We start from the raw sequence: 23455 nt of genomic DNA, 5'->3' as shown, positions 1-23455 counted from the left end.
CTTAGCGCAATTGACATATGCCCAATGTATGTGCCTTGAATCGCTAATTCAACCGCCGCAAAAAAAATACCGCCACACTGGTCAGCAGAAGCATCAAACCTGGGATGATATTTCCGAACCGGCTGTAGAGAGGGGCCGGCAAGGCCTGTGGCAGGGAAGCATCAAGGACGCCCCGCTCGCCCAGTGGGCAGCAGGGCGGTCAGTCGGCCCACCGGGTCGATCACCGCCGAAATGCCGGTGTTGGCGGCGCGGGCCTGGGGAAGACCTTCCTCGATGGAGCGCATGCGCGCCGCCGCCAGATGCTGATGCGGCCCGGACGACAGGCCGAACCAGCCGTCATTGGTGACGTTGACGATCCAGCCGGGCCGGGGCTGGTCGCGGGCGATGAAGGCGCCGGGAAAGATCGCCTCATAGCAGATCAGCGGCGCCAGCGGCGGAATTCCAGGCAGATCGAGAGTGACCGGCCCCGGCCCGGCCGAGAAATCGGTGCTGCCGTGGGTGATCTTGTCGATGGGCAGGATGGCGCGCATGGGCACGTATTCGCCAAAGGGCACCAGATGCACCTTGTCATAGATGGCGGCGATCTCGGCGGAGCCGGTAACCGCCATCAGGGAGTTCCAGATCTGGAAGGGCTCGACCCCCCGGGGCGTGATGCGTGGCGCACCGGTCAGCAGCAATCCGCCGGGTGGCACGGCGGCGGCCACCATCTGCCGGTGGAGCCGGTCCAGGTCGAGGAAGTAGGATACGGCGGTCTCGGGCCAGATCATCACGCTGATCGCTTCGAATCCCGATCCCCGCGACAGGGCGATGTGGTCGCGCAGATGGGCCTCGCGCTGGTCGTCGCGCCACTTGTTGGCCTGGGGCACGGCCGCCTGGACCAGACGCAGCCTGATCTCGGGGACGGTGGCCTCTGGATTCTGCGCCAGGCGCAGGGTACCGCCGATCCACAGCGCGGCGGGCAGGCCAAGGGTGAGGGCGGCGACGGTGCGACGGTTGCCGGGCGCGCTCAGCAAGGCGGGGGCCAGCACCACCAGATAGGTCAGGAGGGACAAGCCCCAGATGCCACCCAGCGCGCCGAATTGCAGCACGGGCAGGCTGACATCCCACACCGAGCCCACCGGATTCCAGGGCAGGCCGGTCATCACCCACGAGCGCTGCCACTCGGACAGGGTCAGCGCCGCCGCCAGGGCGGGAATGCGGGCGATCCGGCCCAGGCGCATCAGATGCACGGCCAGGGTGGCCAGCCCATTGAAGGCGGCCAGCAGGGATGACAGGCCGAACACCGCGAACGGAATCATCCAGCCGAACCGGATGGCGTCGACCAGCAGGGCGTTGGAAATCCAGTACAGTCCCACGGCGAACCAGCCGGTGGACCACCAGAAGCCGGCGCCAAAGGCGGCGCGCCGCGTGGTGGCGGCGTCCAGGCTCCAGGCCATGGCGGGAAAGGCGATCAGCAGGACCGGCAGGACGTGGGTGGGCGGCAGGGCGCTGGCCGCCACGATGCCCAGCCCCATCAGGGACAGGCGCCGCCGCCAGCCGGCGAGGGCCTGGAAGCGGGCGGCCAGGGCTTCGAGAGTCATTCCGTCTCAACCGGTTCCGGGGTGGCGACGCGGCGGACCCGCACCCGCTTCACCCGGCGGGGATCGGCGTCCAGGACCTCGAATTCCAGCCCGGCGGAATGGGTGATCAGCTCACCGCGCGACGGCACCCGGCCGGCGACGAAGGAGACCAGACCGCCCAGGGTTTCCACCTCTTCCCGTTCCTCCTCGGTCAGAACCGCGCCCATGCAATCCTCGAATTCGGCGATGGGGGTGCGGCCGTCGGCCTCGACGATGCCGTCGTCGCGGAGGGTCAGTTCCGGCTCTTCGTCCTGGTCGTGCTCGTCCTCGATCTCGCCGACGATCTGCTCCACCAGATCCTCGATGGTGACCAGCCCGTCGATGCCGCCGTACTCGTCCACCACCAGGGCGAGATGCGAGCGCTTCAGCCGCATTTCCAGCAGCAGGTCGGTGACCCGCATGCTGGGCGCCACGAACTGGACGCGCCGAGCCAGCCGCGGCAGGTTGAACGGCTTGCCTTCGCCCATGACCTCCAGCAGATCCTTGATGTGGACCATGCCGATGACGTCGTCCAGGGAGCGGCGATAGACCGGCAGACGCGAATGGCCGCAGCCGATGAACAGGGCGATCAGCGCTTCCAGGGAGGTCTTGGCCTCCACCGCCACGATATCGGCGCGCGGCACCATGACGTCGTAGGCGGTGACGTCCCGGAGGTGAAGGATATTGCCGAGAAGTTGGCGCTCGTGCTCGTCGATGGGGATTTCGGCGCTGTCGCGGTCCTCGATCAGCTCTTCCAGGGCGTCGCGCACGGTTTCGGCGCCCTTGGGGCGGCGGCGGCCCTTCAGCCAACCACGCATGGTGCCGAACAGCGATTCCTCGCCCGATTTCTTATGGGTTGCCCCGCTGTCGCGGGACGGGCTTTCGCCCGTTTTCTTGATGCTTGCCCCGCCGTCGCGGGGCGGGCTACTGCCAGGATCGTTCATGGACCTTTATTGCTCTCCATAGGGATCGTCGATGCCCAGCGCCGCCAGCAGGGTGGTTTCCAGCGCTTCCATCTCGGCGGCCTCCTCGTCGTCCATGTGATCATAGCCCAACAGATGCAGGACGCCATGGACAACAAGATGACTGAAATGGTCGGCCAGAGTCTTGCCCTGGTCATGGGCCTCGGCGGCGCAGGTCTCGAAGGCCAGGATCACGTCGCCCAGCAGCAGCGGCGCGCCCGGCACCACCGGCGCGTCCTCGTCGTCCAGCGAGGCGAAGGACAGCACGTTGGTGGGCTGGTCCTTGCCGCGCCAGTCGCGGTTGAGGCCCTGCACCGTGGCATCGTCGGCCAGCACGATGGACAGCTCGACCACGCCGTCGGGCAGGTCGACGGCGCCCAGGGCAATGGCGGCCAGACGTCCGCAGCGGGCCTCGGCATCGGGCATGGCCTCGGTCCAGGCCGGGCAGGGGATGTCGACGGCGATCTCTATGGTGACGGTCATTGGTCCCTGGTCTTTCCCTTGGCCTCGCGGTCGGCTTTATCGTAGGCCCGCACGATGCGGGTCACCAGATCGTGGCGCACCACGTCGCGATCGGTAAAGCGCACGAAGCGCACGCCCTGGATGCCGTCCAGGATATGGATGGCGTCGGCCAGACCCGAACGCACGCCGGCGGGCAGATCGGTCTGGCTGACATCGCCGGTCACCACCATGCGGGAATGCTCGCCCATGCGGGTCAGGAACATGCGCATCTGCATGGTGGTGGTGTTCTGGGCTTCGTCCAGGATGATGAAGGAATTGGCCAGGGTGCGGCCGCGCATGAAGGCCAGCGGCGCCACTTCGATCTCGCCGGCCAGCAGCTTCTTGGCCACCTGATCGCCGGGCAGCATGTCGTAAAGGGCGTCGTAGAGCGGCCTTAAGTAAGGGTCGACCTTGTCCTTGAGGTCGCCGGGCAGAAACCCCAGACGCTCGCCCGCCTCCACCGCCGGGCGGGACAGGATGATGCGGTCCACCTCGCCCGCCACCATCATGGAGACAGCCTTGGCCACCGCCAGATAGGTCTTGCCGGTGCCGGCAGGGCCCAGGCCGAAGGTCAGCGGCGCCTCGCCCAGGGCGCGGATATACTCCGCCTGGGTCGGCGTGCGGGCCGCGATATGACGCTTCCGGGTCCGGATGACCAGATCGCCGGCGGCGTCCTCGTGGCCATCGGGAAGCTTGGCCATGCGCACCGCCGAATCCACGTCGGGGGTCTCCAGGTGGCCCTGGCGCTTGGCCAGGGCATAGAGGCTGTCCAGGATGCGGGCGGCCTCGGCGGCGGAGTCCGGCGTGCCCGAGATGGCCACCGTATTGCCGCGCACGTCCAGCCCCACGCCCAGATGACCCTCGATGCGCTCGAGGTTGGCGTTGTGGGGGCCGAACAGCACCTGGGCCAGGGCGTTGTCGGGAAATTCGCGCATCAGGGAGGTGTCGCCGTTGCTCACGCGGGGACCGCCTCCAGGCTGTTGGGATGCACCTTGGTGATGCGGAGCGGCACAACGGTGCCGATCAGATGGGCGGCGGCCTTGACGTGGACCGGCTGCATATAGGGCGAGCGGCCCAGTAACTGGCCGGCATGGCGGCCGGGCCGGTCGAGCAGGATGCGCATTTCGCGTCCGACGCAGGCATGGTTGAAGCGCATGGTCTGGTCCAGCAGCAGGGCCTGGACCTGGGCCAGTCTCTCGTCCTTCACCGCCTCGGGTACCTGGGTCTCCATGGCGGCGGCGGGGGTGCCGGGACGGGGGCTGTACTTGAAGGAATAGGTCTGGACGAAGCCGACCCGGCGGATCAGGTCCATGCTGGCCTCGAAATCGGCATCGCTTTCCCCGGGGAAGCCGACGATGAAATCCGACGACAGGGCCAGGTCGGGGCAGGCCGACTTCAGCTTGTCCACCAGCCGCAGATAGGTGTCGCGATCATGGCCGCGATTCATAGCGGCCAGGATGCGGTCCGAGCCCGATTGCACCGGCAGATGCAGGAAGGGCATCAGCTGGGGCAGTTCGGCATGGGCGCGGATCAGCTCGTCGTCCATGTCGCGGGGGTGCGAGGTGGTGTAGCGGATGCGCTCGACGCCCTCGACCTCGGCCAGGGCGCGGATCAGGCGGCCCAGCCCCCAGCCCTCTCCCCCGTGCCAGCCGTTGACGTTCTGGCCCAGCAGGGTGATCTCGCGCACACCGCCGGCCGCCAGGGTGGCGGCCTCGGCCAGCACGGCGGCGGCCGGGCGGGAATACTCGGCGCCGCGGGTATAGGGCACCACGCAGAAGGTGCAGAACTTGTCGCAGCCCTCCTGCACCGACAGGAAGGCGCTGGTGCCCTCGGCATGGGGTTCGGGCAGGAAGTCGAACTTGGGCTCGGCCGGAAACTCGGTGTCGAGCACGGCGCCGCCGGCCCGGGCCGCCTGGGCCACCATCTCGGGCAGGCGGTGATAGGTCTGCGGCCCCAGCACGATGTCGACGAAGGGAGCGCGGCGCAGGATCTCCTCGCCCTCGGCCTGGGCGACGCAGCCGGCCACCGCCAGGATCATGCGCCCGCCGGCCTCGGCCTTGGCGGCCTGCAGCTTGCGCAGGCGGCCCAGCTCCGAGAAGACCTTCTCGGCCGCCTTTTCGCGGATATGGCAGGTGTTGAGGATGACCATATCGGCCTCCTCGGCGTGATCGGCCGGGCCATAGCCCAGCGGCGCCAGGACGTCCGCCATGCGGGCGGAGTCATAGACATTCATCTGGCAGCCATAGGTTTTGACGAAGAGTCTCTTTGCCACTGTTTTACGCGTCCGGGGAATTCATGGTTAAGGAGCGGGGCACCGGGAGTCAAGGATTCGCCGCCGGCCGCCCCGCCAGCATGCGGGTCAGGCCGTGGCTGATCACCTTGTGGCAATGGGCCGAGAGCACCTTGCGCGAGCCGAACTCGGCCAGGCTGACCGGCGGATGGAATTCCACCTCCACCGTGATGCGGCCCAGACCCAGCGCGCCCACCATGTGACCGGCCAGGGTCATGTCGCCATACCAGGCGAGGAGCGGGCGCAGCGCCCGGGTGATGGGCAGGCCGTCCAGCTTGGTATAGGCCACCGAGACCGGCTGGACCGTTACCGTGCACGGTATGCCTTCGGCGCCCCGCACCTCGCCTTCCGCTACCGAGAAGAACGAGCTCTTGAACGGAACGACATGGTTGCCGTCGTTGGAGGTGCCCTCGGCGAACAGAATCAACGACTCGCCCAGGTCGAAGCGGTCGAGCAATCCATTGCGCTCCCGCGCCGTGGCGCCGGGCTTGCGCTCGATGAACACGGTGCGCGAGATCCGGGCCAGGAAGCCGAAACCGGCCCAGCCCGCCACTTCGTTCTTGGCGACGAAATAGCCGCGCAGCAGGCTGCCCAGCACGATGATGTCGAGATAGCTGGCGTGGTTGGCCACGTAGAGCACCGGCGAGCCGTCTTCCAGCGGCCGGCCCCGCACCACGGCGTCGTAGCCGATGATGAGCATCACGCCCTTCCAGTAGAAGCGGGTGTAGGCGGGTATGCGGGGGCGCGACACCAGGCGCAGCACCAGGAAGGGCGGCAGCAGCGCCAGGGTCCACAGCACGAAGCCGAGGAAGCGCAAAACGGCGACGGGGGTGGAAATCATTGATGCCTATTCCTCGGACCAGCCGGGAATGGTGCGGTCGTAATGGGCCCGGTACTTGGCGGTAACCAGGTCGGTTTTGACCATGACGCAAACATCGGTGGTGTTGAACTGATGGTCGATTACCGCGCCATCGCCGACGAAGCCGCCCAGGCGCAGGTAACCCTTGATCAGCGGCGGCAGCTCGGCCAAGGCCCGGCGCGGCGAAAGAGCCTCCTTGGGCAGCAGGGCCATGTCCACATGCAGCTGGGGCAGGGCGCGCGGCCGCAGGTCCTCCGGCGCCAGATGGTGGTGATAAAGGTAGGACAGGTGACCGGCCAGGGCCTGGATGTCGGTGCCGGGCAGGCTGGCGCAGCCGAACATCAACTCGACCCCGTTTTCGAAGACATAGGCGGCGATGCCGTCCCACAGCTTCTTCATGGTGGCGCCGTTGCGGTAGCCGGCATCGACGCAGGAGCGCCCCAGTTCCATGAAGCGGCCGCCATTGGCGATGATATTGGAGATGTCGTATTCGCCCGCCGTATAAAAGCGGCCAAAGCGCTCGCCCGCCGTCCGGCGCATCAGGCGGTAGGTGCCGACCACTCCGGCCGCCCCTGTCCCCCGGGCGCGGTCGATGACCAGCAGATGGTCGCAAACGGCATCGAAATCGTCGAAGTCAGCCAGACGGGCGCGCATGGCCTCGGTGGGCCTTGCCCCCATTTCTTGATAGAAGACGCGGTAGCGCAGTGCCTGGGCAGCGGCAATCTCGGCCGCGCTTTCCGCAAGCCGGACCTCAAGCCCGTCGACGACCTCGCGTGTCTCAGACACGGATTGCATGATCCCTCTGGTTCCGTCCTCGCGGTGCTGGTTCGACCGCAAGATCTATTTCTCTTCCGGTTTATCACCGGAAGTCAACGGAACTCCATACAGTTCAAGGCGATGTCCCACCAGACGGTAGCCATACCGCCGCGCGATCTCGCGCTGCAGGGCCTCGATTTCCGTGCTGGTGAACTCGATGACGTTGCCCGAATGCATGTCGATCAGGTGATCGTGGTGATCGCCCGCCGATTCCTCATAGCGGGCGCGGCCATCGCCGAAATCGTGGCGCTCGAGGATATCGGCCTCTTCGAACAGGCGCACGGTGCGGTAGACGGTAGCGATGGAGATGTGGGGATCGATGGCGGTGGCGCGGCGATAGACCTCTTCCACATCGGGGTGGTCGGAGGAGTCGGACAGCACGCGCGCGATGACCCGACGTTGGTCGGTCATCTTCATACCCTTGTCGATGCAGCGTTGCTCGATGCGTGAAATCATTGCCGCGATCCGGTAGCCGACGGGTCCAGCGACGAACGGGGCGCCTTGGGCGCCCCGTCAAGCCGGGGTTCCGGGATCATGCCCGGAACTCCTTCACTTGTCGAGAAGACGAGTCTTCCCGGAATAATGGGATGCCTCAGACGGCCCGCTTGCGCTTGCGGGGCTTGGTCCCCAGGCCGATCTTCTTGGCCAGGCTCGAGCGGTGCTGAGCGTAATTGGGTGCCACCATGGGGTAATCGGCCGGCAGACCCCAACGATCCCGGTATTCCTCGGGGCTCATATTGTAGGCGGTCTTGAGGTGGCGCTTCAGCATCTTCAGCTTTTTGCCGTCCTCGAGGCAGATGATGTAGTCGGGGGTCACCGACTTCTTCACGTTTACGGCGGGTTGAGGCCGCTCGGGTGCCGCGGGGACACTGCCCACCGAGGCCAGGGTGCGGTAGACTTCCTGAATCAGATGGGGAAGATCGGCAACCGCCACGCTATTATTGGCGACATGCGCAGCCACGATTTCCGTGGTCAGGCCCAGCAGGTCGCCGCTGTTCGAATGCTCCGACATAGAGAGCAGCCCTCCAATTTCATTCAGTGGGCTCTTATATAAATCCTTCGTACAAACCTGGCAATAACCATTGCGGCAAATGAAAGTGACACAATTCGCATGACTGAGAAGCCTAACTACAGCCTTGACATTACCAACGAAGTCTGTCCGATGACCTTCGTCAAAACCAAGTTACTGGTGGAGCGAATGATCTCGGGAGAGATTGTGGATGTACGCTTGAAAGGCGCGGAACCGCTGGGAAATGTGCCGCGCTCTCTTGCCGAACTCGGCCACGAAATCCTGTCACTCGCCCCGGAGCCTGGGGAAGGTCCGACAGGCATTCACCACCTTGTGGTTTGCAAGAAATAAGCCCTCTGGCCGCGTGTGGATATTGCCGCATCTCAATGCTGGACTGGAATCTTGTCCAGTCGGCAACTCATGGTGACTCCGTCTATAGCTCCGTAATACCCCCTACGTAGTCCGACGCGTTCGAATCCCCGCGACGCGTAGAGGGCGAGGGCGGCCTCGTTGTCGGCGGCAGCTTCCAGGAACATGGTCAGGGCGCCGCCCCCGATCGCCCTGTCCATGGCGCCGTCCAGCAGGCGGGCCCCCACGCCCCGGCGGCGCCAGGGCGGCAGGACGCAGACGGTCAGAATCTCGGCTTCATCAAAGATGCGGCGCCACAGGATCAGCCCGGCCGGGCCGGGCGGCTCCAGGGCGGGGGCGAGCGACCCGCCCTCCACGGCGATTAGCCCCTCGGTCCCGGCCAGGGCCAGGACCTCGGCCATGGAAGTGGCGCTCCACGGTTCGGTGAAGCAGATACGGTGCATGCCGGCCAGCAATTCGGCATGGACCAGCCCGGCGGGGACCAGTTCGATCACTCCGGACCGCCCGTTGCGGGCCGTCCCGGCAGGGTGACGTCGGCATCGCGCAGGTAAAGGGGCTCGGGCGGCAGGGAATCCCCCCGGTTCCATCGGCCGGCGGCCAGGGCGGCCACCAGGGCAGCATCGGCGAAACCCGAGGAGGACGCGGCCACCGCGCCGGGCAGGAACGACAGGATCACCGGGGCGGCGTCGCCCGCCACCACGGCATCCGTGGCCAGTTGCGCCGCTTGCTCGGGACACAGGGCGCGGATTTCGGACAGCGGAACCAGGGCGGAATCGAACAGCTGCAGCCACTTCTCGTCGCGCCGCGACTCGATGGCCACCAGGACGGCGCGGCCCTGCCGCTCGGTCTCGGGCACGCCGGCGGCCACGGCCTCGGTGGTGGTCACTCCGACCAGGGGCAATCCCGTGGCCAGGGCCAGACCCCGCGCCGCCGCCAGACCGATGCGCAGGCCGGTGAAGGCTCCCGGCCCCACCGTCACCGCCAGCAGGCCGAGATCGGCGAAGGACAGCCCGGCCTCTGCCATCACCTCGGCGACCATGGGCAGCAGCGCCTCGCTCTGGCCCCGCGCCATGGGCGACAGGCGCCGCGCCAGCACCGTGCCGTCGGCCCACAGGGCGGCGGAGCAGGCGGAGGTCGAACTGTCCATGGCGAGAACGATCATCTCGCCGCTATACTTCCCCGGCGTTGGAAATGAAAGCAGGAAGATGCACCCCCTGGTTCCCATCACCGCCGAAGAGCATGGCGTCGAGATTCTTCTGGCCTATGCCACGGCCGACAATTTCACGGGAAAGCCGGTCTACGCCCCCGCCGCCGGCTGCTGGCTGCATGCCGAGGCGGCGCCGCTGCTGCGAAAGGCGGTGGCGTTGGCCCGGCCGCTGGGCCTGAGCCTGCGCATCCTCGACGCCTTCCGTCCGGCCGAGGCGCAATGGGCGCTGTGGAACCACACCCCCGATCCCGAATTCCTCGCCGATCCGCACCGGGGCTCCACCCATTCCCGCGGCGTGGCGGTGGACCTCGACCTGCTGGACACCGCCAGCGGTCAGGCCCTGGACATGGGCACCGCCTTCGACGCCTTCACGCCGCTCTCCCACCACGCGGTGACCGGGGTCAGCGTCGAGGCCCAGCGCAACCGCTTGCTCCTGCTGGGCCTGATGAACGCCGCCGGCTGGGACTTCTATGCCAACGAGTGGTGGCACTATCAAATGCATGCCGCCGCCCGCTTTCCCCTGCTGTCCGATACGGTGCTGGGGGCGGAGCGGATGATGAGGGAGTGATCGGGGCTTCCGCCCCGAGCCCTGATTGGGAGGAAACCTCCCAAACCCTCTCTTGATTTCAAAAATCCTGGAGGTCTGGAGGCTGCGCCTCCAGGCGGGTTACGGGCGGCAGCCCGATTCCTTCCACAGCCATCCTTCGTCCAGCCCCATCCACGATGGACAGCCGATCTGGGTCAGCGTCCGCCGCACATCGGCGGCCAGCAGGTCGGCGGCCCGGGCGGCCCCCCCTTCGCCCGCCGCCGCCGCGCCGTAATAGAAGGCTCGGCCGCAGAAGACGAAATCGGCCCCCGTGGCTCCGGCGCGAACCACGTCCTCGCCCGAGCGGATGCTGCCGTCCATGAGGATCACCGCCTCCTTGCCCAGGGCGGCGCGGATGGCCGCCAGGGAATCGATGGCGGCGGGGGCGGCATCCAGCTGGCGGCCGCCGTGATTGGACACCCAGATGCCGTCGGCGCCGAGGTCCAGGGCGGTCCTGGCGTCGGCGGCGGTCATGATTCCCTTGATCAGCAGGCGGCCCTGCCACAGGTCGCGCAAGGCGCGGACGTCGTCCCAGGCGAGGTCGTCCTTGATCTGCGACGAGATGAAGCCGGCCAGGGTCTTGCCGTCCACCTCGCCCACATAGCGGGTCAGATTGGGAAAGCCCGGCGAGCCGGCCCGTAGGGTGGACAAGGCCCAGAGCGGCGCCATGGCCACCTGGGCGACGAAGCGCGGCCCCGGCTTGAACGGGAGGATGAAGCGGTTGCGCACGTCGCGGCGGCGGTCGCCGGCCACCGGCACATCGACGGTGATCACCAGCTCGCGGATGCCCGCCGCCCAGGCCCGGGCGAGGAGGTCGCGATTGATGCGCTCCTCGCGGGAAACGTAAAGCTGGAACCAGGCATGGCCCTCGGCGGCGGCGGCAATGTCTTCCAGGGCGGTGGTGGCGACGGTGGAGGCCACCACGGGAAAGCCCAGCCGCGCCGCCTGACGCGCCACCATCAGATCGGCTCCCGGCCATAGCAGGTTGCCCATGCCCACCGGAGCGGCGCCGAAGGGCAGGGCATAGTCCCGGCCGAACAGGCTGGCCGTGGTATCGGGCTTGGCGCCGGTGCAGGCCTTGGGCGCCAGCACGGCGGCCTCCAGGCGCTCGCGGTTGCGGCGCAGTCCGCCCTCCTCGCCCGAGCCGCCATCGAGAAAACCGAAGGCGAAGCCCGGAATGCGCCACCGCGCCAGCTTCGCCAGATCGCCGATACTTGCCGCGTGGTTGATGGTCATGATGCCCTCAGATGCAATAATCGTCGGCCGGCGCCCGGGGCAGCCTGACCGAAAGCTCGCCCCCCAACAGCCAGGCCAGCAGGCGAAGATCGGACAGGATGTCGAGCACCACCGTCTCGGCTCCGCCGCCCAGCAGCACGCCGCGCTCCAGACCTGGTCCCCGCAATTCCAGCCCCGACCGGCCGATCTGGTCGATGGCATCCTGGGACGAGGCGTCCACGGGATAGGCGACCATGTAGGGCGTGTCCAGGGTGTCGAGCAGGATGGCGGCGTCGATGGCGTAGCCGGGACCGCGGGGATCGTCGGGCGGCGGGTCGATGAACACGAAATGGGGCCGGGGCTCCAGCACGAAGCGGTGGCGCAGGAACGAGAACCAGTCGTGGCTCCAGAACCGCACCCAGCCGCCTTCGCGCCGGCCCTTGGCCCCTTCCATGACGGCGGGATCGATGTCGTTGACGTCGGCCTCGAAGTCCAGGCCGCCCAGGGCGCCGATCACCCGCCCGGCCAGAACCCACGAGCCGGGATGGTGGCCGCCGGCGGCGACGGCATCCAGCCAGGCGCGGGAGATGAACTCGCCGCGCCGGGCCAGCACGGCGGGCAAGGCGGCGGGAGTGGGCAATCGTCCGCCGCCGGCATGGGTGTCGGCATAGGAGAAACGAATCGCCTCCTCGTCCTCGCCGTCCTGCCCGGCCGCCTGACGGGCGACGCGGGTCAGCGCCGCCGCCAGGATGAACTGAGTCCAGATGATGTCCGTGCCGCCCGATTCCATGCCCCTATCCAAGCCGTCTTTGGCGGCGGCGTAAAGTAGGGATCAGGGACTAGACATCATCGTCATCGTCCTTTCCGCCGCATTTGTCGTCCCAATACTTGGCCTCGATGGGCCAGGGGGCCTTGGCCGAGGCCGCATCGACGGCCCTGCGGTCGGCGTCGGACAAGGTGGTCAGGAATTTCAGCCCCGTGGCCTTTTCCAGCGCCGAGAGCGAGGTGGAATAGGTGGTCAGGTCGTATTTGGACTGGGGCGTGCCGGCGCATTTGCGATAGCCGCCCCGCTGGTCCTCGTCGGCCTGATGGAACAGGAAGGCGCGGGCCTCCACCTTGCCCTTGGTCTCGATCACCAGAATCTTGTACAGGGCATGGGGAATGGCCACCGGCACGGTGATGCCGTCCTTGCCGATGGTGTCGACGTCGCGTTCGGGCTCGAACACCGGCCCGGCGATGGTCCAGACCTTGCCGAACTTGTTGGCGGCGGCGATGGCATAGTTCTCCAGCGCCAGCCAGTCGCCCTGGTTCATGTCGGCGAATTGCGGCAGGGCGTTGATGAAGGTGTGGGTGTTGCAGCCCTCCTGCCACGAAATGCGGTTGGCATGGTTGCGCGCCGCCATGTGGCCCCGGTTCCACAGGGCGGCGAAGCCCCGGTACGAGGCGTCGATGCCGGGCTTCAGCTTGGGCTCGGTCCACAGGAAGTCGGTGGCCTCCAGCTCGTACCACTTGACCGGGCGCTTGGCGCCCTGGGGATGGATGGGCTTGCCGTCGGTGCCCATCATGGCGTGCATCTCGTAGGACACCCATTTGGGAATGCCCTTGAAGGGGGAGTCGGGCTTGGCCTGATCCTCCGCCGTCTCGAAGGACGAGGTGAAGGCGCCGTACGAGAACATCAGGCTGCGGGGCTGGGTGGCGAAGCGGTCATGATTGTAGCCGCTGGGAACCACCGATTCGTAGGGCAGCTCCTTGACGCCGCCCTGGCCCTTGCAGGCCAAGGGCTCGGCCCGGGCCGAAAAGCCGGCCGCGAGCAGAGCGAATGCAGCGAAAACGGGAATAACGATATTGTGGCGAAGCATAGGCGAACCTCATGCGGCAGTGGACATGTACCAAGGTTGCCGAGTCGCCAGATGATTTTCAATTCAAACAAGTTGTATGCAGCGGATTATATCGCCAATTTGGCCGATACGATCCGCTGCATTACACGTTTTAGGAATTAGGCGGCACGGCGTCCGGACAGCGCCTCGAGATGGGCGAGCACGGCGGCGGCAGTTTCCGGATGGGCCAGGGCGGCGTCGATGATCGCCGCCACATAGCCCGCCTTATTGCCGCAGTCGTAGCGGGTGCCGTGGAAGCGGGCGCCGTGCAGCGGCACGCTGCCCAGGGTGCGGGCGATGGCGTCGGTCAGCTGGATCTCGCCGCCGGCACCCCTCTCACGCCGCTCCAGGGCGTCGAACACGCTGGCGTCCAGCACATAGCGGCCGATCACTGACAGGGTCGAGGGCGCCTCGGACGGCTTGGGCTTTTCCACCAGGCCACGGGCGCGGGCCAGACGGCCCTTCTCCTCGATCACGTCCAGGATGCCGTAGCGGTCCACCTGGTCGGCGGGCACGTTCTCCACGGCGATCACATGGCCGCGGGTCTCGTTCCACACGTCGACCAGCTGTTTCAGGCAGCCGGGCGCCCCCAGGATCAGGTCGTCGGGCAACAGCACGGCGAAGGGCTCGTCACCGATCACCGGGCGGGCGCACAGCACGGCATGGCCCAGACCCAGCGGCGCCGGCTGGCGCACGGTGGTGATGCTCACCCCCTTGGGGCAGGTGCTGCGGGCGATGTCCAGCAGCTCGGTCTTGCCGCGCGTCTCCAGCGAACGCTCCAGCTCGGCGTTGCGGTCGAAATGGTCGGCCAGCATCTCCTTGCCCCGGGCGGTGACCAGGACGATCTCGGTGATGCCCGCCTCGGCGGCTTCCTCCACCGCGTACTGGATCAGCGGCTTGTCCACCACCGGCAGCAATTCCTTGGGCAGCACCTTGGTGGCGGGCAGAACGCGGGTGCCCATGCCGGCGACGGGAAGAACGGCTTTGCGGATCATTTGGAAATCTCTTCGGGAAGAGGTTGCGATGACGGGGATCATCGCGTCCCAAAGCGGCGGAGTTTTGTTCCGATTGCGGCGGAATCGGGGCGCTTATGGCTTATCCACCAGCGCCAGCAACTGCCGCAGCGCCTTGCCGCCCAGGCCCAGCATTTCCAGCTGGGCGATGGTGTTGGCCAGATAGTCGCGGCAGGGTCCGGCATGGCCGTGGCCCTGGCGTACCAGGGCGGCCCGTTGCTCCGGGGTGGCGTGGGCCAGGTATTGCGGGTGGTCCCGCCGGGCGATGAAGGCCCAGGCCTCGACCCGGCGTCCATCGTCCAGGGTGACCGGGACGAAGCGGGGGGCATAGACCCCGGTGGGCATCTCCCGGCGGTAGATCTGGGCCATCACCTCGGGCACCTCGGGTGCCGCCACCCGAAAGGCGCGGCCCCGGCACGATCCGCCCCGGTCCAGGCCCATGACCAGACCCGGCCGTTCGGGCGTGCCGCGCCATTGGTGGGACAGGATGCACAGGGCGCGATGGTAGCCGCTCAGGCGGGCGGTTCGCGCTTCTTCGTGCCGGAACTCCGGGTTCCACATCAGTGAGCCGTAGGCGAAGACCCAGAGGTCGGTGCCTTGCCTCCAGCCCGTCGTCGGGTTAGAGGTGGTATCCGGTTCAGGAGTGGCGATACCCATGCCCGTTCGTTTCCGTCTCGCTGGTCTCAGTCTGGCCGTCCTGGTTTTGGCCGGGTGCGGCGCCTACACCGCCTATTGGTTCCACGTGGCGGGGCAATTGCGCAAGGGGGTCGAGGACTTCGTCGCCTCGCGCCGTGCCGAGGGCTGGCGTCTGGAGCACCGGGACATCGCCCTGTTCGGCTTTCCCGCCGAGATCGGGCTGGATCTGGGGGCGCTCAGCCTTGCCACGCCGGCGGGGATTTCCTGGGCCAGCGATGGCGTGCGGTTGCGTGTTCCCGGCCTCGACCCCATGGGGCCGCTTCTCGAACTGGGCACCAGCCACCAACTGGCCCTGGGCGACGGCTGGCGCGGGATCGTCACCAGCGCGGGCACCACCCTTCGGCTGCGGGTGGATGGCGACGGCGACCTGCATGCCTTCGCGTTCGAGGCGGGCCGCGCCATTCTGGAACAGCCGGGGGCCGGGCCGCTGTCGGCCGAGCGTCTGGCCATCACCTATGAATGGCTCAATCCCCCCGATCCCGGCCACGAAAAGCCCTCGGCCCATTTCGGCCTGGAGGCGCGCGGCGTCGAGATGAGCCTGCCCCCCCACCTGCCCTTCAGCCGCCGCCTGGATCTGGTGCAGGTGGACGGCCGCATCATGGGCACCATTCCGGACGAGCCGCCGCTGTCCGCCCTGGCCGCCTGGAGCAATGCCGGCGGTAACATGGAGCTGGACCGGCTGGTGGTGGAATGGCCGCCCCTGACCCTGGAGGCCGACGGCACCTTCGCCTTCGACCCCGCGCTCCAGCCCCTCATCGCCACCACGGCCCGCGTGCGGGGCTGGAAAGAGATGCTGGCCCGCCTGGTCGAGGCCAAGATGGTGGAGCCGGGCATGGCCTCGGCCGCCGAGATGCTGCTGGCCATCCTGGCGCGTCCCGACCCCCAGGGCCGCCCCACCCTGACCCTGGCCGTCACCCTGCAGGACGGCAATCTTTATGCCGGGCAGGTCAAGCTGATGAAGCTGCCGCCCCTGCCCATCACTCCCCCCGGTTCCGGAGCCCCGCCATCATGAGCAACCTGCCCGCCACGTCGTTCCAGCCGCCGCTGCGCATCCTGATGGGACCCGGTCCCTCGGACGTCCATCCCCGGGTGCTGGCCGCCCAGGCGCGCCCCACCATCGGGCACCTGGATCCGGCCTTCGTCGGCATGATGGACGAGCTGAAGGGCCTGTTGCAGGCGGCCTTTCGCAGCGATAACGAGATGACCTTCGCCGTGTCCGGCCCCGGCTCGGCCGGCATGGAAGCCTGCTTCGTCAACCTGATCGAGCCCGGCGACACCGTGGTGGTCTGTGTCAACGGAGTGTTCGGCGGCCGCATGAAGGAGAACGTCGAGCGTTGCGGCGCCCGCGCCGTGGTGGTCGAGGATGCCTGGGGCACGCCCGTCGACCCCGCCAAGGTGGAGGCGGCGCTGAAAGCCAACGCGAACGTCAAGGCCCTGGCCTTCGTCCATGCCGAGACTTCCACCGGCGTCGAATCCGACGCGGGCGCGCTCTGTGCCCTGGCCCATGCCCATGGGGCGCTGGCCATCGTCGACACCGTCACTTCGCTAGGCGGTATTCCGGTGCTGGTGGACCAGTGGGGCGCCGATGCGGTCTATTCCGGCAGCCAGAAATGCCTGTCGGCCCCGCCCGGCCTGTCGCCGGTCACCTTCTCGTCCCGCGCCGTCCAGGCGCTGAAATCCCGCAAGACCAAGGTGCAGAGCTGGTTTCTCGACCTGACCCTGCTGACCGCCTATTGGGGTGGCGGCGCCAAGCGCACCTATCACCACACCGCTCCGGTTAACGCCCTCTACGGCCTGCATGAATCCCTGGTCATGCTGCACGAGGAAGGCCTGGACGCCGCCTGGTCCCGGCACCGCGCCATGCACGAGGCCTTGAAGGCCGGGCTGGAGGCCATGGGCCTCGGCCTGCTGGTGGCGGAACAGTCCCGTCTGCCCCAGCTCAACGCCGTCACCGTGCCCGAGGGCGTCGACGAGGCGGCCGTGCGCGCCCAATTGCTGGCCCGCTTCGGCCTGGAAATCGGCGCCGGCCTCGGCGCCCTGGCCGGCAAGGTCTGGCGCATCGGCCTGATGGGCCAAAGCGCCACGCCCCGGCACGTCATGGCCTGTCTGACGGCGCTGGAAAGCGTGCTGGGCGAAAAGGTCAAGCCGGGTGCCGGCCCGGCGGCGGCGTCCAGGGCGCTGTTCGGGTAGGGAGAGACCGGGGCTCCGCCCCGCGCCCCGCCGGGAGGCATGCCTCCCGGTCCCACCCTTTGATTTTCAAAAGAAGGGAGGTTCGGAGGGTTCCTCCGAGCGCGCTATTCCTCGGGCGCCCGCTCCTTGCCCAGATCGCGGTAAAGCCCCTGGGCCTCGAGGGCGGGGCCGCGCCTTGTGCCCAGGGCGACAACCTCGACCGTGCGGAGATAGGGACCGGCGGGAAAGCTCACCCGGTCGCCGGGTTTGACCGCATGGGCGGGCTTGGCGACGGGAAGGCCATTCAGGCGGACGCCGCCGCTCTCAACCACATTTGCAGCCAGCGAGCGCGACTTGAAAAAACGGCAGAAGAACAGCCACTTGTCGAGACGGATGGAGGTTTCCATCCAGACTCTCCCGCTTAATCAAAAGGGAGGTTTGGAGGCATAGCCTCCAACCGGGGACCGGGGCGGGAGCCCCGCACGGGTACCCTTCCTCACCCGCACTTGGAATAGCCGCACGAGGTGCAGGTATCGCAGCCCTCCGAGCGCAGCAGGGCGGGCTGGTTGCATTTGGGGCAGTGGCGCAGGCGGGTCTCGCCGTTGACCACCTTGCGCTCCTCGCCATAGCGGTCGTCCCCATAGCGTTGATCACGGGCTTCGATGGGCTCGCGCGCCGCCTTGGGATCGGGCAGGAAGCCGATGGCGATCATGTGGCGCTCGATGACCTCGCCGATGGCGGCCAGCAGCGAGGGGACATAGCGCCCACCCACCCATTGCCCGCCCCGGGGGTCGAACACCGCCTTCAGCTCCTCGACCACGAAGGCCACGTCGCCGCCGCGGCGGAACACCGCAGAGATCATGCGGGTCAGCGCCACGGTCCAGGCGAAGTGCTCCATGTTCTTCGAGTTGATGAACACCTCGAACGGCCGGCGGCGACCGTCCTGGATGATGTCGTTCAGCGTGATGTACATGGCGTGGTCGGAATCGGGCCAGCGCACCTTGTAGGTGGAGCCGGGCAGGGCCTCGGGCCGGTCCAGCGGCTGGGTCAGGTGGACGATGCCGCCCGCCTCGAAGGGGTCGGAATGCTTGACCTGGGCCTTTTCCAGGGGGAGTTCCGGCTCGTCGGCATTCTCGGGCCTGGCCTCCTTCTTGACCTCCAGCACGGCGCCGGTGACGTCGTTGGGGCGGTAGGTGGTGCAGCCCTTGCAGCCCAGGTCGTAGGCCTGCTGGTAGACGTCCTTGAACGACTCGAAGGAGATGTCCTCGGGCACGTTGATGGTCTTGGAGATGGAGGAGTCCACGTATTTCTGGACGGCGGCCTGCATCACCACATGGTCACCCGGCGTCAGGGACAGGGCGTCGACGAAATAGGACGGCAGCGGCGCATTCTCGCCCCGCTGGCGGCGGAACAGGCGATAGGCGTAGTCGCTGACCTCCTCCTCGCGCCGGGTGCCGTCCTTTTGCAGCACGCCGCGGGTATAGGTGAAGGCGAAGACCGGTTCCAGGCCCGACGACACGTTGTCGGCGAACAGCGAGATGGTGCCGGTGGGCGCGATGGAGGTAAGCAGAGCGTTGCGGATGCCGTTGGCCCGGATCGCCTCGATCACGTCGGAATCCAGGGACTGGATGGTCTCGCCCGCCAGATACTTCTCGGCATCGTAAAGGGGGAAGGCTCCCTTTTCCTTGGCCAGTTCGGTGGAGGCGAGATAGGCCGAGCGGCGGATGGCCGCCATCCAGGTTTCGGTCAGGCGGATGGCCTGGGCGCCGCCATAACGGGCTCCGCACAGGATCAGGGCGTCGGCCAGGCCGGTGATGCCCAGCCCGATGCGGCGCTTGGCCTGGGCCTCGTGGCGGTGGCGTTCCAGGGGATAGTTGGACACGTCGATGACGTTGTCCATCATGCGCACCGCGACGCGGACCAAGCGGTCCAGCTGATCCAGGTCGAGCCTGGCGCCGTCCTCGAACGGCCTGTCCACCAGGCGCGCCAGATTGAGCGAGCCCAGCAGGCAGACGCCATAGGCGGGCAGGGGCTGCTCGCCGCAGGGGTTGGTGGCGTGGATCTCTTCGCAATAGGACAGGTTGTTCAGCCGGTTGATGCGGTCGATGAAGATCACGCCCGGCTCGGCATAGGAATAGGTGGCGCGCATGATCTTGTTCCACAGCTCGCGCGCCGGCAGGCTTTTATACGTCACGCCCTTGAAGGTCAGCTCCCACGGGCCGTCTTCCTTGACCGCCTGCATGAAGGGATCGGTGACCAGCACCGACAGGTTGAACATGCGCAGGCGGCCCGCCTCGCGCTTGGCGTCGATGAAGGCCTCGATGTCGGGATGGTCGCAGCGCATGGTGGCCATCATGGCCCCACGGCGCGACCCGGCGCTCATGATGGTGCGGCACATGGCGTCCCACACATCCATGAAGGACAGCGGCCCCGAGGCGTCGGCACCCACGCCCTTGACCGGGGCGCCCTTGGGCCGCAGCGTCGAGAAGTCGTAGCCGATGCCGCCGCCCTGCTGCATGGTCAGGGCGGCTTCCTTCAGATGCTCGAAGATGCCGGCCATGTCGTCGGGGATGTCGCCCATGACGAAGCAGTTGAACAGCGTCACCCGGCGATCGGTCCCGGCCCCCGAGATGATCCGTCCGGCCGGCAGGAGCTTGAAGTCCTCCATGGCCTCGAAGAAGCGTTCCTCCCACAGGGCGGGGTCGGCCTCGGCCGCTGCCAGACTGCGGGCGACCCGTCGCCAGGTGTCCTGGATGGTGCCGTCTAGGGCCGTGCCCTCGGCGGATTTCAGCCGATACTTCATGTCCCAGATCTGCTGGGAAATGGATGCCACCTGAGTCATGGACCCGTCTCTCTCCTCCGGCCCTCTTCTACCTGATCCCGATGATCGCAACCGATCATCGGGATCGCCCTCAATCGGCGGGCGGGCGCCTCCGCGCCCTTGCCTCCCGCCGCATAAGCGGCGCGGCCCCTTGGGCCTAACCAAATCCCCTTGAGCTCAGCTCATCGGGATTTGGTATGACAGGGCTTTGCAGACTGATTTTAGGACTCGGGGCGACCGTGAATCAAGGAGATGTTCTTTTTTTGTGCTCCACAGGGTCGGGCAAGGACAAGGCGTTGAGCTTATAGGGCTGATTCCACTTATCCCCGTCTTGCACAGCCAAGGGGTCTGGGGAAGGATTCCGTCCCCGTGTGCATCCACAGACTTATCCACAGCGGGCGGGCTTGGCCCACCCGCCGGGCATAAGTCCTCACAGGCCGGGCTGGCGCTCCCGCGCTTCGGCGATCAGGCGATCCGTTGCGGCTTCGATACGAGTCTCCAGCTCGGCCATGAAGGCCTTGCGGTCCATACCCGGCGCGATGGGCTCCAGCGCCTCCAGGGTCAGGGTCCCCGGCTTCTTGGCAAAGCCCCGGCGGCGCCAGAACAGCCCGGAATTCAAGGCAATGGGCACGACCGGCACCTTCAGCGCGCCGTACAGCATGGCCACGCCCGAATGGTAGGGCAGCTTGGCGCCGGGGGCGGCGCGGGTGCCTTCGGGGAAGATCACCACCGGACGGCCCTCGGCCACCGCTTCCTCGGCGCCCTTGACCATGGCTTTCAGTGCCTTGGTGCCCGCCGAGCGGTCGATGGCGATCACCCCGGACTTGGCCAGGTACCAGCCGAAGAAAGGTATCCACAACAGCTCGCGCTTCAGGATATAGGCGGGGTCGCCCAGCAGCAGGTGGAAGACGAAAGTCTCGAAGGCCGATTGGTGCTTGGAGGCCACGACGAACGGGCCGGCGGGCAGATTTTCGCGTCCGCGCAGCTCCCACGACAGACCCGCCACGATTCGCAGCGCCCCCAGCATGCCCCAAAGCCACAGGCGCACCGCCGGCCCCATGGCCTTGCGCGGCAGGGCCAGCAGCGGCAGGTACACAATGGACAGCACCAGGGTCCAGACCCAGGTGAAGACGATGAACAGGGCGGAGCGCAGAACGGTCACGGCTTCCTCTCGGTTTTCTTGGGAGTGATCAGCGGTCGGGCCAGCGCCGCCAGATACTTGGTGTATTCCACCGCGAGCAGATGGGCGGTGCCGGGCCAGCGCCACCACTGGTCCCGCTTGAAGGCATCGGGAAACACCGGGTGGGCGATGATGGTGGCGTCGGGCAGGGCACGCCGCAGCTCCAGCAGCGAGCGGCGCATGTGATAGGCCGCCGTCACCAGACGCAGCGACGAGAACCCCTCGCGCCCCATCCAGGCGGCGGTCTCGGTGGCATTGCCCACCGTGTCGTCGGCGGCGTGGCCCAGCACGATGCAGCATCGGGCCCGCTCGGGCGAGACATGGGCCTGGCGCAGCAGGTCGGGCAGGTCGACGCCCCGGTGCACGCCCGAGACGAACAGCTTGCGGCCGCGCCCGGCTTCCAGCAGCGCGATGCCCGAATTCAGCCGCTCGGCCCCGCCGGTCAGCACCACCACCGCGTCGGTGACCGTGGACTGGTCTTCCACCCGGATGGCCAGATCGGCGGCGAACCACAGCAGCCCGCCGCCCCAGGCGCCGAGCAGGGTGCCCACCGCCACCATGATTCCGACGGCGAGGCGGCGAAACGCGTCCCGGCTCATGGCATCTTGGCCAGGGTGCCGTGGACGGTCAGCCGCGCCGTCAGCATGGCCAGCAGCGCCGCCATCAGCGGCAGCAGCCCGATGGCCACATAGCCCAGCACCGGCAGGCTGAGACTGGGCAGAAAGCCGCCCTCCAGCCGCTTCGCTGCCCAGCCGATGGCGGTCAGGGCCGGCACGGCCAGCCCCAGCCCCATCAGCCCGCCGCCGATGCCCAGCGCGAAGGCGCGGTCGGCGAATTGCCGGGCGATGTAATCGTCATGGGCGCCGATCAGATGCAGCACCTCGATGATGCCGTGATGCACCGCCATGCCGGTGCGGGTGGCGTAGACCACCGTGGCCGAGGTCACCATGCCGATCAGCACCACCACCAGCACCGCCAGCCACTGCATGGTGCGCGACAGGTTGATGAGGCGCGACAGCCACACTCGGTGATCGTCCAGCGAGGCGCCGGGCACGGCGCGCGACAGGCGCAACGCCACCTCGGTCAGGTCGATGCGGGCGTCCGGGTCGATGGTGACGTCGATGAGGCGGGGCAGGGGCATGTCCTGCACCATCTCGGTGCTGCCCAGCCAGGGCTCCAGCAGCGCCAGGGTGCGCTTCTTGTCAAAGGCTTTGACCGAGAGAACGCCGGGCACCTTGCGCATGACGTCGATGGCCGAATGCACCCGTTCGTCGGTCACCGCGTCGGCGTGGTCGCCTCCCGCCGGCAGGACCTGCACGGTCAGCGTGCCCGACACGTCGCGGTCCCAGCGGTCCATCACCGCGCCGATGACGAAGGCTCCCGCCACCGCCATGGACGACAGGAACACCATCAGCGCCACCAGCCAGGGCAAAAAGCGCGAGGTGGCGTCGCCGGCCAGGGGCAGATCGGAATGGCGGCGGCGGAACAGCATCACTCCGCCTCCAGATCGTCCACCACCGGCTCATTGTGCAAGGTGGTGACCATGCCGTGCTCGATGTGCAGGCGGGGCAGATGGGCGAAACGCCGCACCAGCAGCTCGTTGTGGGTGGCCACCACGATGGTGGTGCCCAGCTTGTTCAGCTCCTCGAACAGATACATCAGCCGCATGGCGATGTGGTCGTCCACGTTGCCGGTGGGCTCGTCGGCCAGCAGCAGGTCGGGCCGCCCGATCACCGCCCGGGCGATGGCCACGCGCTGCTTCTGCCCGCCCGACAGGGTCGAGGGCTTGGCCCCCAGATGGTCGGCCAGACCCACCCAGGACAGCAGCTCCGGCACATGCCTGCGGATCTCGGATTCCTTGACGCCGCGCACTCGCAGCGGCAAGGCGACGTTGTCCAGTGCCGTCATGTGGTCGAGCAGGCGGAAATCCTGGAACACCACCCCGATTCGGCGGCGCAGCGCCGGCAGCTCGTAGCGCTTGGTCGCCGCGATGTCGCGGTCGAACAGCACCACGCGCCCGCGCGTCGGCCGCAAGCCCAGATACATCAGGCGCAGCAACGAGGATTTGCCCGCGCCCGATGGCCCGGTCAGGAAATGAAAGGACCCGGCCGGCAATTTGAAAGTGACGTCCTGCAAGACTTCGGGCCCAAGCCCGTAGCGCAGCCCGACACTGTCGAACCGGATGATGTTTTCCCCACGAGGGCGATGCCGCACTGTGCTTCTCCCGAACCGGCCGAAGATGACACGGCTTGAGGTAAGGGGCAACCCATGGGGTGGTGGCGGCCCC

General features: G+C 67.5%; 26 protein-coding genes. 4 read left to right on the top strand and 22 right to left on the bottom strand.

Annotated elements, in window-relative coordinates:
• Positions 1–161: 161 nt before the first annotated feature.
• From lnt to AMB_RS22565, 9 genes are all read right to left on the bottom strand, one after another.
• Entirely contained in the window at positions 162–1580 is a 1419-nt protein-coding gene (gene lnt / locus AMB_RS22605) for an apolipoprotein N-acyltransferase (protein WP_011386811.1), read from the bottom strand.
• Positions 1577–2542, bottom strand: a complete 966-nt coding sequence (locus tag AMB_RS22600) for a hemolysin family protein (RefSeq protein WP_011386810.1) — start codon at positions 2540–2542, stop codon at positions 1577–1579. The genes lnt and AMB_RS22600 overlap by 4 nt, the downstream gene beginning before the upstream one ends.
• A 6-nt stretch (positions 2543–2548) precedes the next feature.
• On the bottom strand, positions 2549–3043 hold the full coding sequence (gene ybeY, locus AMB_RS22595) for an rRNA maturation RNase YbeY (protein WP_011386809.1): 495 nt from the start codon (positions 3041–3043) through the stop codon (positions 2549–2551).
• Positions 3040–4020, bottom strand: a complete 981-nt coding sequence (locus tag AMB_RS22590) for a PhoH family protein (protein WP_011386808.1) — start codon at positions 4018–4020, stop codon at positions 3040–3042. The genes ybeY and AMB_RS22590 overlap by 4 nt, the downstream gene beginning before the upstream one ends.
• Positions 4017–5333 carry a tRNA (N6-isopentenyl adenosine(37)-C2)-methylthiotransferase MiaB gene (miaB, locus tag AMB_RS22585; RefSeq protein WP_011386807.1) on the bottom strand — a complete coding sequence of 439 codons (1317 nt, stop codon included), beginning with the start codon at positions 5331–5333 and terminating at the stop codon, positions 4017–4019. Before miaB ends, AMB_RS22590 begins: the two co-directional genes overlap by 4 nt.
• A gap of 49 nt (positions 5334–5382) precedes the next feature.
• Positions 5383–6192, bottom strand: coding sequence for a lysophospholipid acyltransferase family protein (locus AMB_RS22580; protein WP_011386806.1), 810 nt, complete (start codon positions 6190–6192; stop codon positions 5383–5385).
• Between the two features lie 6 nt (positions 6193–6198).
• Positions 6199–7005 (bottom strand): GNAT family N-acetyltransferase, encoded by an 807-nt coding sequence (locus tag AMB_RS22575; RefSeq protein WP_011386805.1) that lies wholly within the window; start codon positions 7003–7005, stop codon positions 6199–6201.
• Positions 7006–7050: 45 nt separating this feature from the next.
• Complete coding sequence (locus tag AMB_RS22570) at positions 7051–7482, bottom strand: Fur family transcriptional regulator (RefSeq protein WP_011386804.1); 432 nt, start codon at positions 7480–7482, stop codon at positions 7051–7053.
• Between the two features lie 136 nt (positions 7483–7618).
• Positions 7619–8038: a MucR family transcriptional regulator gene (locus AMB_RS22565; protein ID WP_011386803.1), complete on the bottom strand. Its 420-nt coding sequence runs from the start codon at positions 8036–8038 to the stop codon at positions 7619–7621.
• A gap of 99 nt (positions 8039–8137) precedes the next feature.
• On the opposite strand from AMB_RS22565, the gene AMB_RS22560 reads away from it, so the two are divergent.
• Positions 8138–8386, top strand: a complete 249-nt coding sequence (locus AMB_RS22560; RefSeq protein ID WP_011386802.1) for a sulfurtransferase TusA family protein — start codon at positions 8138–8140, stop codon at positions 8384–8386.
• 32 nt (positions 8387–8418) lie between these two features.
• On the opposite strand, the gene AMB_RS22555 is transcribed toward AMB_RS22560, so the two are convergent.
• Positions 8419–8898: a GNAT family N-acetyltransferase gene (locus AMB_RS22555; RefSeq protein WP_011386801.1), complete on the bottom strand. Its 480-nt coding sequence runs from the start codon at positions 8896–8898 to the stop codon at positions 8419–8421.
• The gene (tsaB, locus tag AMB_RS22550) at positions 8895–9566 is read right to left on the bottom strand and encodes a tRNA (adenosine(37)-N6)-threonylcarbamoyltransferase complex dimerization subunit type 1 TsaB (protein ID WP_043745680.1); all 672 of its coding nucleotides are present in this window, start codon (positions 9564–9566) and stop codon (positions 8895–8897) included. The genes AMB_RS22555 and tsaB overlap by 4 nt, the downstream gene beginning before the upstream one ends.
• Before the next feature lie 43 nt (positions 9567–9609).
• Here tsaB and ddpX point away from each other — a divergent pair, with 43 nt between their 5' ends.
• Positions 9610–10179, top strand: a complete 570-nt coding sequence (gene ddpX / locus AMB_RS22545) for a D-alanyl-D-alanine dipeptidase (protein ID WP_043745678.1) — start codon at positions 9610–9612, stop codon at positions 10177–10179.
• A gap of 99 nt (positions 10180–10278) precedes the next feature.
• Here the strand turns inward: ddpX and AMB_RS22540 are convergent, their stop codons facing one another.
• The 5 genes from AMB_RS22540 to AMB_RS22520 all read right to left on the bottom strand — a co-directional run bounded on the left by AMB_RS22540 (position 10279) and on the right by AMB_RS22520 (position 14959).
• Positions 10279–11433: an alpha-hydroxy acid oxidase gene (locus tag AMB_RS22540; RefSeq protein WP_011386798.1), complete on the bottom strand. Its 1155-nt coding sequence runs from the start codon at positions 11431–11433 to the stop codon at positions 10279–10281.
• Positions 11434–11440: 7 nt separating this feature from the next.
• Positions 11441–12202, bottom strand: a complete 762-nt coding sequence (locus AMB_RS22535) for a hypothetical protein (protein ID WP_011386797.1) — start codon at positions 12200–12202, stop codon at positions 11441–11443.
• Between the two features lie 49 nt (positions 12203–12251).
• Positions 12252–13271 (bottom strand): DNA/RNA non-specific endonuclease, encoded by a 1020-nt coding sequence (locus AMB_RS22530; protein ID WP_011386796.1) that lies wholly within the window; start codon positions 13269–13271, stop codon positions 12252–12254.
• A 137-nt stretch (positions 13272–13408) separates the two neighbouring features.
• Complete coding sequence (gene galU / locus AMB_RS22525) at positions 13409–14284, bottom strand: UTP--glucose-1-phosphate uridylyltransferase GalU (protein WP_011386795.1); 876 nt, start codon at positions 14282–14284, stop codon at positions 13409–13411.
• A 93-nt stretch (positions 14285–14377) separates the two neighbouring features.
• On the bottom strand, positions 14378–14959 hold the full coding sequence (locus tag AMB_RS22520; protein WP_011386794.1) for a gamma-glutamylcyclotransferase: 582 nt from the start codon (positions 14957–14959) through the stop codon (positions 14378–14380).
• Here AMB_RS22520 and AMB_RS22515 point away from each other — a divergent pair.
• The gene (locus AMB_RS22515; protein ID WP_011386793.1) at positions 14958–16010 is read left to right on the top strand and encodes a DUF2125 domain-containing protein; all 1053 of its coding nucleotides are present in this window, start codon (positions 14958–14960) and stop codon (positions 16008–16010) included. The two genes, AMB_RS22520 and AMB_RS22515, sit on opposite strands and share 2 nt — an antisense overlap.
• On the top strand, positions 16007–17188 hold the full coding sequence (locus tag AMB_RS22510; RefSeq protein ID WP_011386792.1) for a pyridoxal-phosphate-dependent aminotransferase family protein: 1182 nt from the start codon (positions 16007–16009) through the stop codon (positions 17186–17188). Before AMB_RS22515 ends, AMB_RS22510 begins: the two co-directional genes overlap by 4 nt.
• 104 nt (positions 17189–17292) lie before the next feature.
• Here AMB_RS22510 and AMB_RS22505 read toward each other — a convergent pair whose 3' ends face one another.
• The 6 genes from AMB_RS22505 to ftsE form a co-directional block, all read right to left on the bottom strand.
• A complete protein-coding gene (locus AMB_RS22505; protein ID WP_011386791.1) occupies positions 17293–17574 on the bottom strand; it encodes an RNA-binding S4 domain-containing protein in 282 nt (93 codons plus the stop codon).
• An 89-nt stretch (positions 17575–17663) separates the two neighbouring features.
• Positions 17664–20009: an adenosylcobalamin-dependent ribonucleoside-diphosphate reductase gene (locus AMB_RS22500; protein ID WP_011386790.1), complete on the bottom strand. Its 2346-nt coding sequence runs from the start codon at positions 20007–20009 to the stop codon at positions 17664–17666.
• Between the two features lie 409 nt (positions 20010–20418).
• Complete coding sequence (locus AMB_RS22495) at positions 20419–21150, bottom strand: lysophospholipid acyltransferase family protein (protein WP_011386789.1); 732 nt, start codon at positions 21148–21150, stop codon at positions 20419–20421.
• Complete coding sequence (locus AMB_RS22490; RefSeq protein WP_011386788.1) at positions 21147–21767, bottom strand: YdcF family protein; 621 nt, start codon at positions 21765–21767, stop codon at positions 21147–21149. The genes AMB_RS22495 and AMB_RS22490 overlap by 4 nt, the downstream gene beginning before the upstream one ends.
• A complete protein-coding gene (locus AMB_RS22485; protein WP_011386787.1) occupies positions 21764–22660 on the bottom strand; it encodes a cell division protein FtsX in 897 nt (298 codons plus the stop codon). The genes AMB_RS22490 and AMB_RS22485 overlap by 4 nt, the downstream gene beginning before the upstream one ends.
• Positions 22660–23382, bottom strand: a complete 723-nt coding sequence (gene ftsE, locus AMB_RS22480) for a cell division ATP-binding protein FtsE (RefSeq protein ID WP_011386786.1) — start codon at positions 23380–23382, stop codon at positions 22660–22662. Before ftsE ends, AMB_RS22485 begins: the two co-directional genes overlap by 1 nt.
• Positions 23383–23455 lie beyond the last annotated feature (73 nt).

This window comes from Paramagnetospirillum magneticum AMB-1 (assembly GCF_000009985.1).
Classification (GTDB): domain Bacteria; phylum Pseudomonadota; class Alphaproteobacteria; order Rhodospirillales; family Magnetospirillaceae; genus Phaeospirillum; species Phaeospirillum magneticum.
The sequence above is the reverse complement of the archived record's forward strand: the minus strand, read 5'-3'. Positions and strand labels throughout refer to the sequence as shown.

Bases quoted from the DNA above. Each gene is read 5' to 3' on its own strand.
- lnt (WP_011386811.1), bottom strand. From the start codon at position 1,580: ATGACTCTCGAAGCCCTGGCCGCCCGCTTCCAGGCCCTCGCCGGCTGG.
- AMB_RS22600 (WP_011386810.1), bottom strand. From the start codon at position 2,542: ATGAACGATCCTGGCAGTAGCCCGCCCCGCGACGGCGGGGCAAGCATC.
- ybeY (WP_011386809.1), bottom strand. From the start codon at position 3,043: ATGACCGTCACCATAGAGATCGCCGTCGACATCCCCTGCCCGGCCTGG.
- AMB_RS22580 (WP_011386806.1), bottom strand. From the start codon at position 6,192: ATGATTTCCACCCCCGTCGCCGTTTTGCGCTTCCTCGGCTTCGTGCTG.
- AMB_RS22575 (WP_011386805.1), bottom strand. From the start codon at position 7,005: ATGCAATCCGTGTCTGAGACACGCGAGGTCGTCGACGGGCTTGAGGTC.
- AMB_RS22570 (WP_011386804.1), bottom strand. From the start codon at position 7,482: ATGATTTCACGCATCGAGCAACGCTGCATCGACAAGGGTATGAAGATG.
- AMB_RS22565 (WP_011386803.1), bottom strand. From the start codon at position 8,038: ATGTCGGAGCATTCGAACAGCGGCGACCTGCTGGGCCTGACCACGGAA.
- AMB_RS22560 (WP_011386802.1), top strand. From the start codon at position 8,138: ATGACTGAGAAGCCTAACTACAGCCTTGACATTACCAACGAAGTCTGT.
- tsaB (WP_043745680.1), bottom strand. From the start codon at position 9,566: ATGATCGTTCTCGCCATGGACAGTTCGACCTCCGCCTGCTCCGCCGCC.
- ddpX (WP_043745678.1), top strand. From the start codon at position 9,610: ATGCACCCCCTGGTTCCCATCACCGCCGAAGAGCATGGCGTCGAGATT.
- AMB_RS22540 (WP_011386798.1), bottom strand. From the start codon at position 11,433: ATGACCATCAACCACGCGGCAAGTATCGGCGATCTGGCGAAGCTGGCG.
- AMB_RS22535 (WP_011386797.1), bottom strand. From the start codon at position 12,202: ATGGAATCGGGCGGCACGGACATCATCTGGACTCAGTTCATCCTGGCG.
- AMB_RS22530 (WP_011386796.1), bottom strand. From the start codon at position 13,271: ATGCTTCGCCACAATATCGTTATTCCCGTTTTCGCTGCATTCGCTCTG.
- galU (WP_011386795.1), bottom strand. From the start codon at position 14,284: ATGATCCGCAAAGCCGTTCTTCCCGTCGCCGGCATGGGCACCCGCGTT.
- AMB_RS22515 (WP_011386793.1), top strand. From the start codon at position 14,958: ATGCCCGTTCGTTTCCGTCTCGCTGGTCTCAGTCTGGCCGTCCTGGTT.
- AMB_RS22520 (WP_011386794.1), bottom strand. From the start codon at position 14,959: ATGGGTATCGCCACTCCTGAACCGGATACCACCTCTAACCCGACGACG.
- AMB_RS22510 (WP_011386792.1), top strand. From the start codon at position 16,007: ATGAGCAACCTGCCCGCCACGTCGTTCCAGCCGCCGCTGCGCATCCTG.
- AMB_RS22505 (WP_011386791.1), bottom strand. From the start codon at position 17,574: ATGGAAACCTCCATCCGTCTCGACAAGTGGCTGTTCTTCTGCCGTTTT.
- AMB_RS22500 (WP_011386790.1), bottom strand. From the start codon at position 20,009: ATGACTCAGGTGGCATCCATTTCCCAGCAGATCTGGGACATGAAGTAT.
- AMB_RS22490 (WP_011386788.1), bottom strand. From the start codon at position 21,767: ATGAGCCGGGACGCGTTTCGCCGCCTCGCCGTCGGAATCATGGTGGCG.
- AMB_RS22485 (WP_011386787.1), bottom strand. From the start codon at position 22,660: ATGCTGTTCCGCCGCCGCCATTCCGATCTGCCCCTGGCCGGCGACGCC.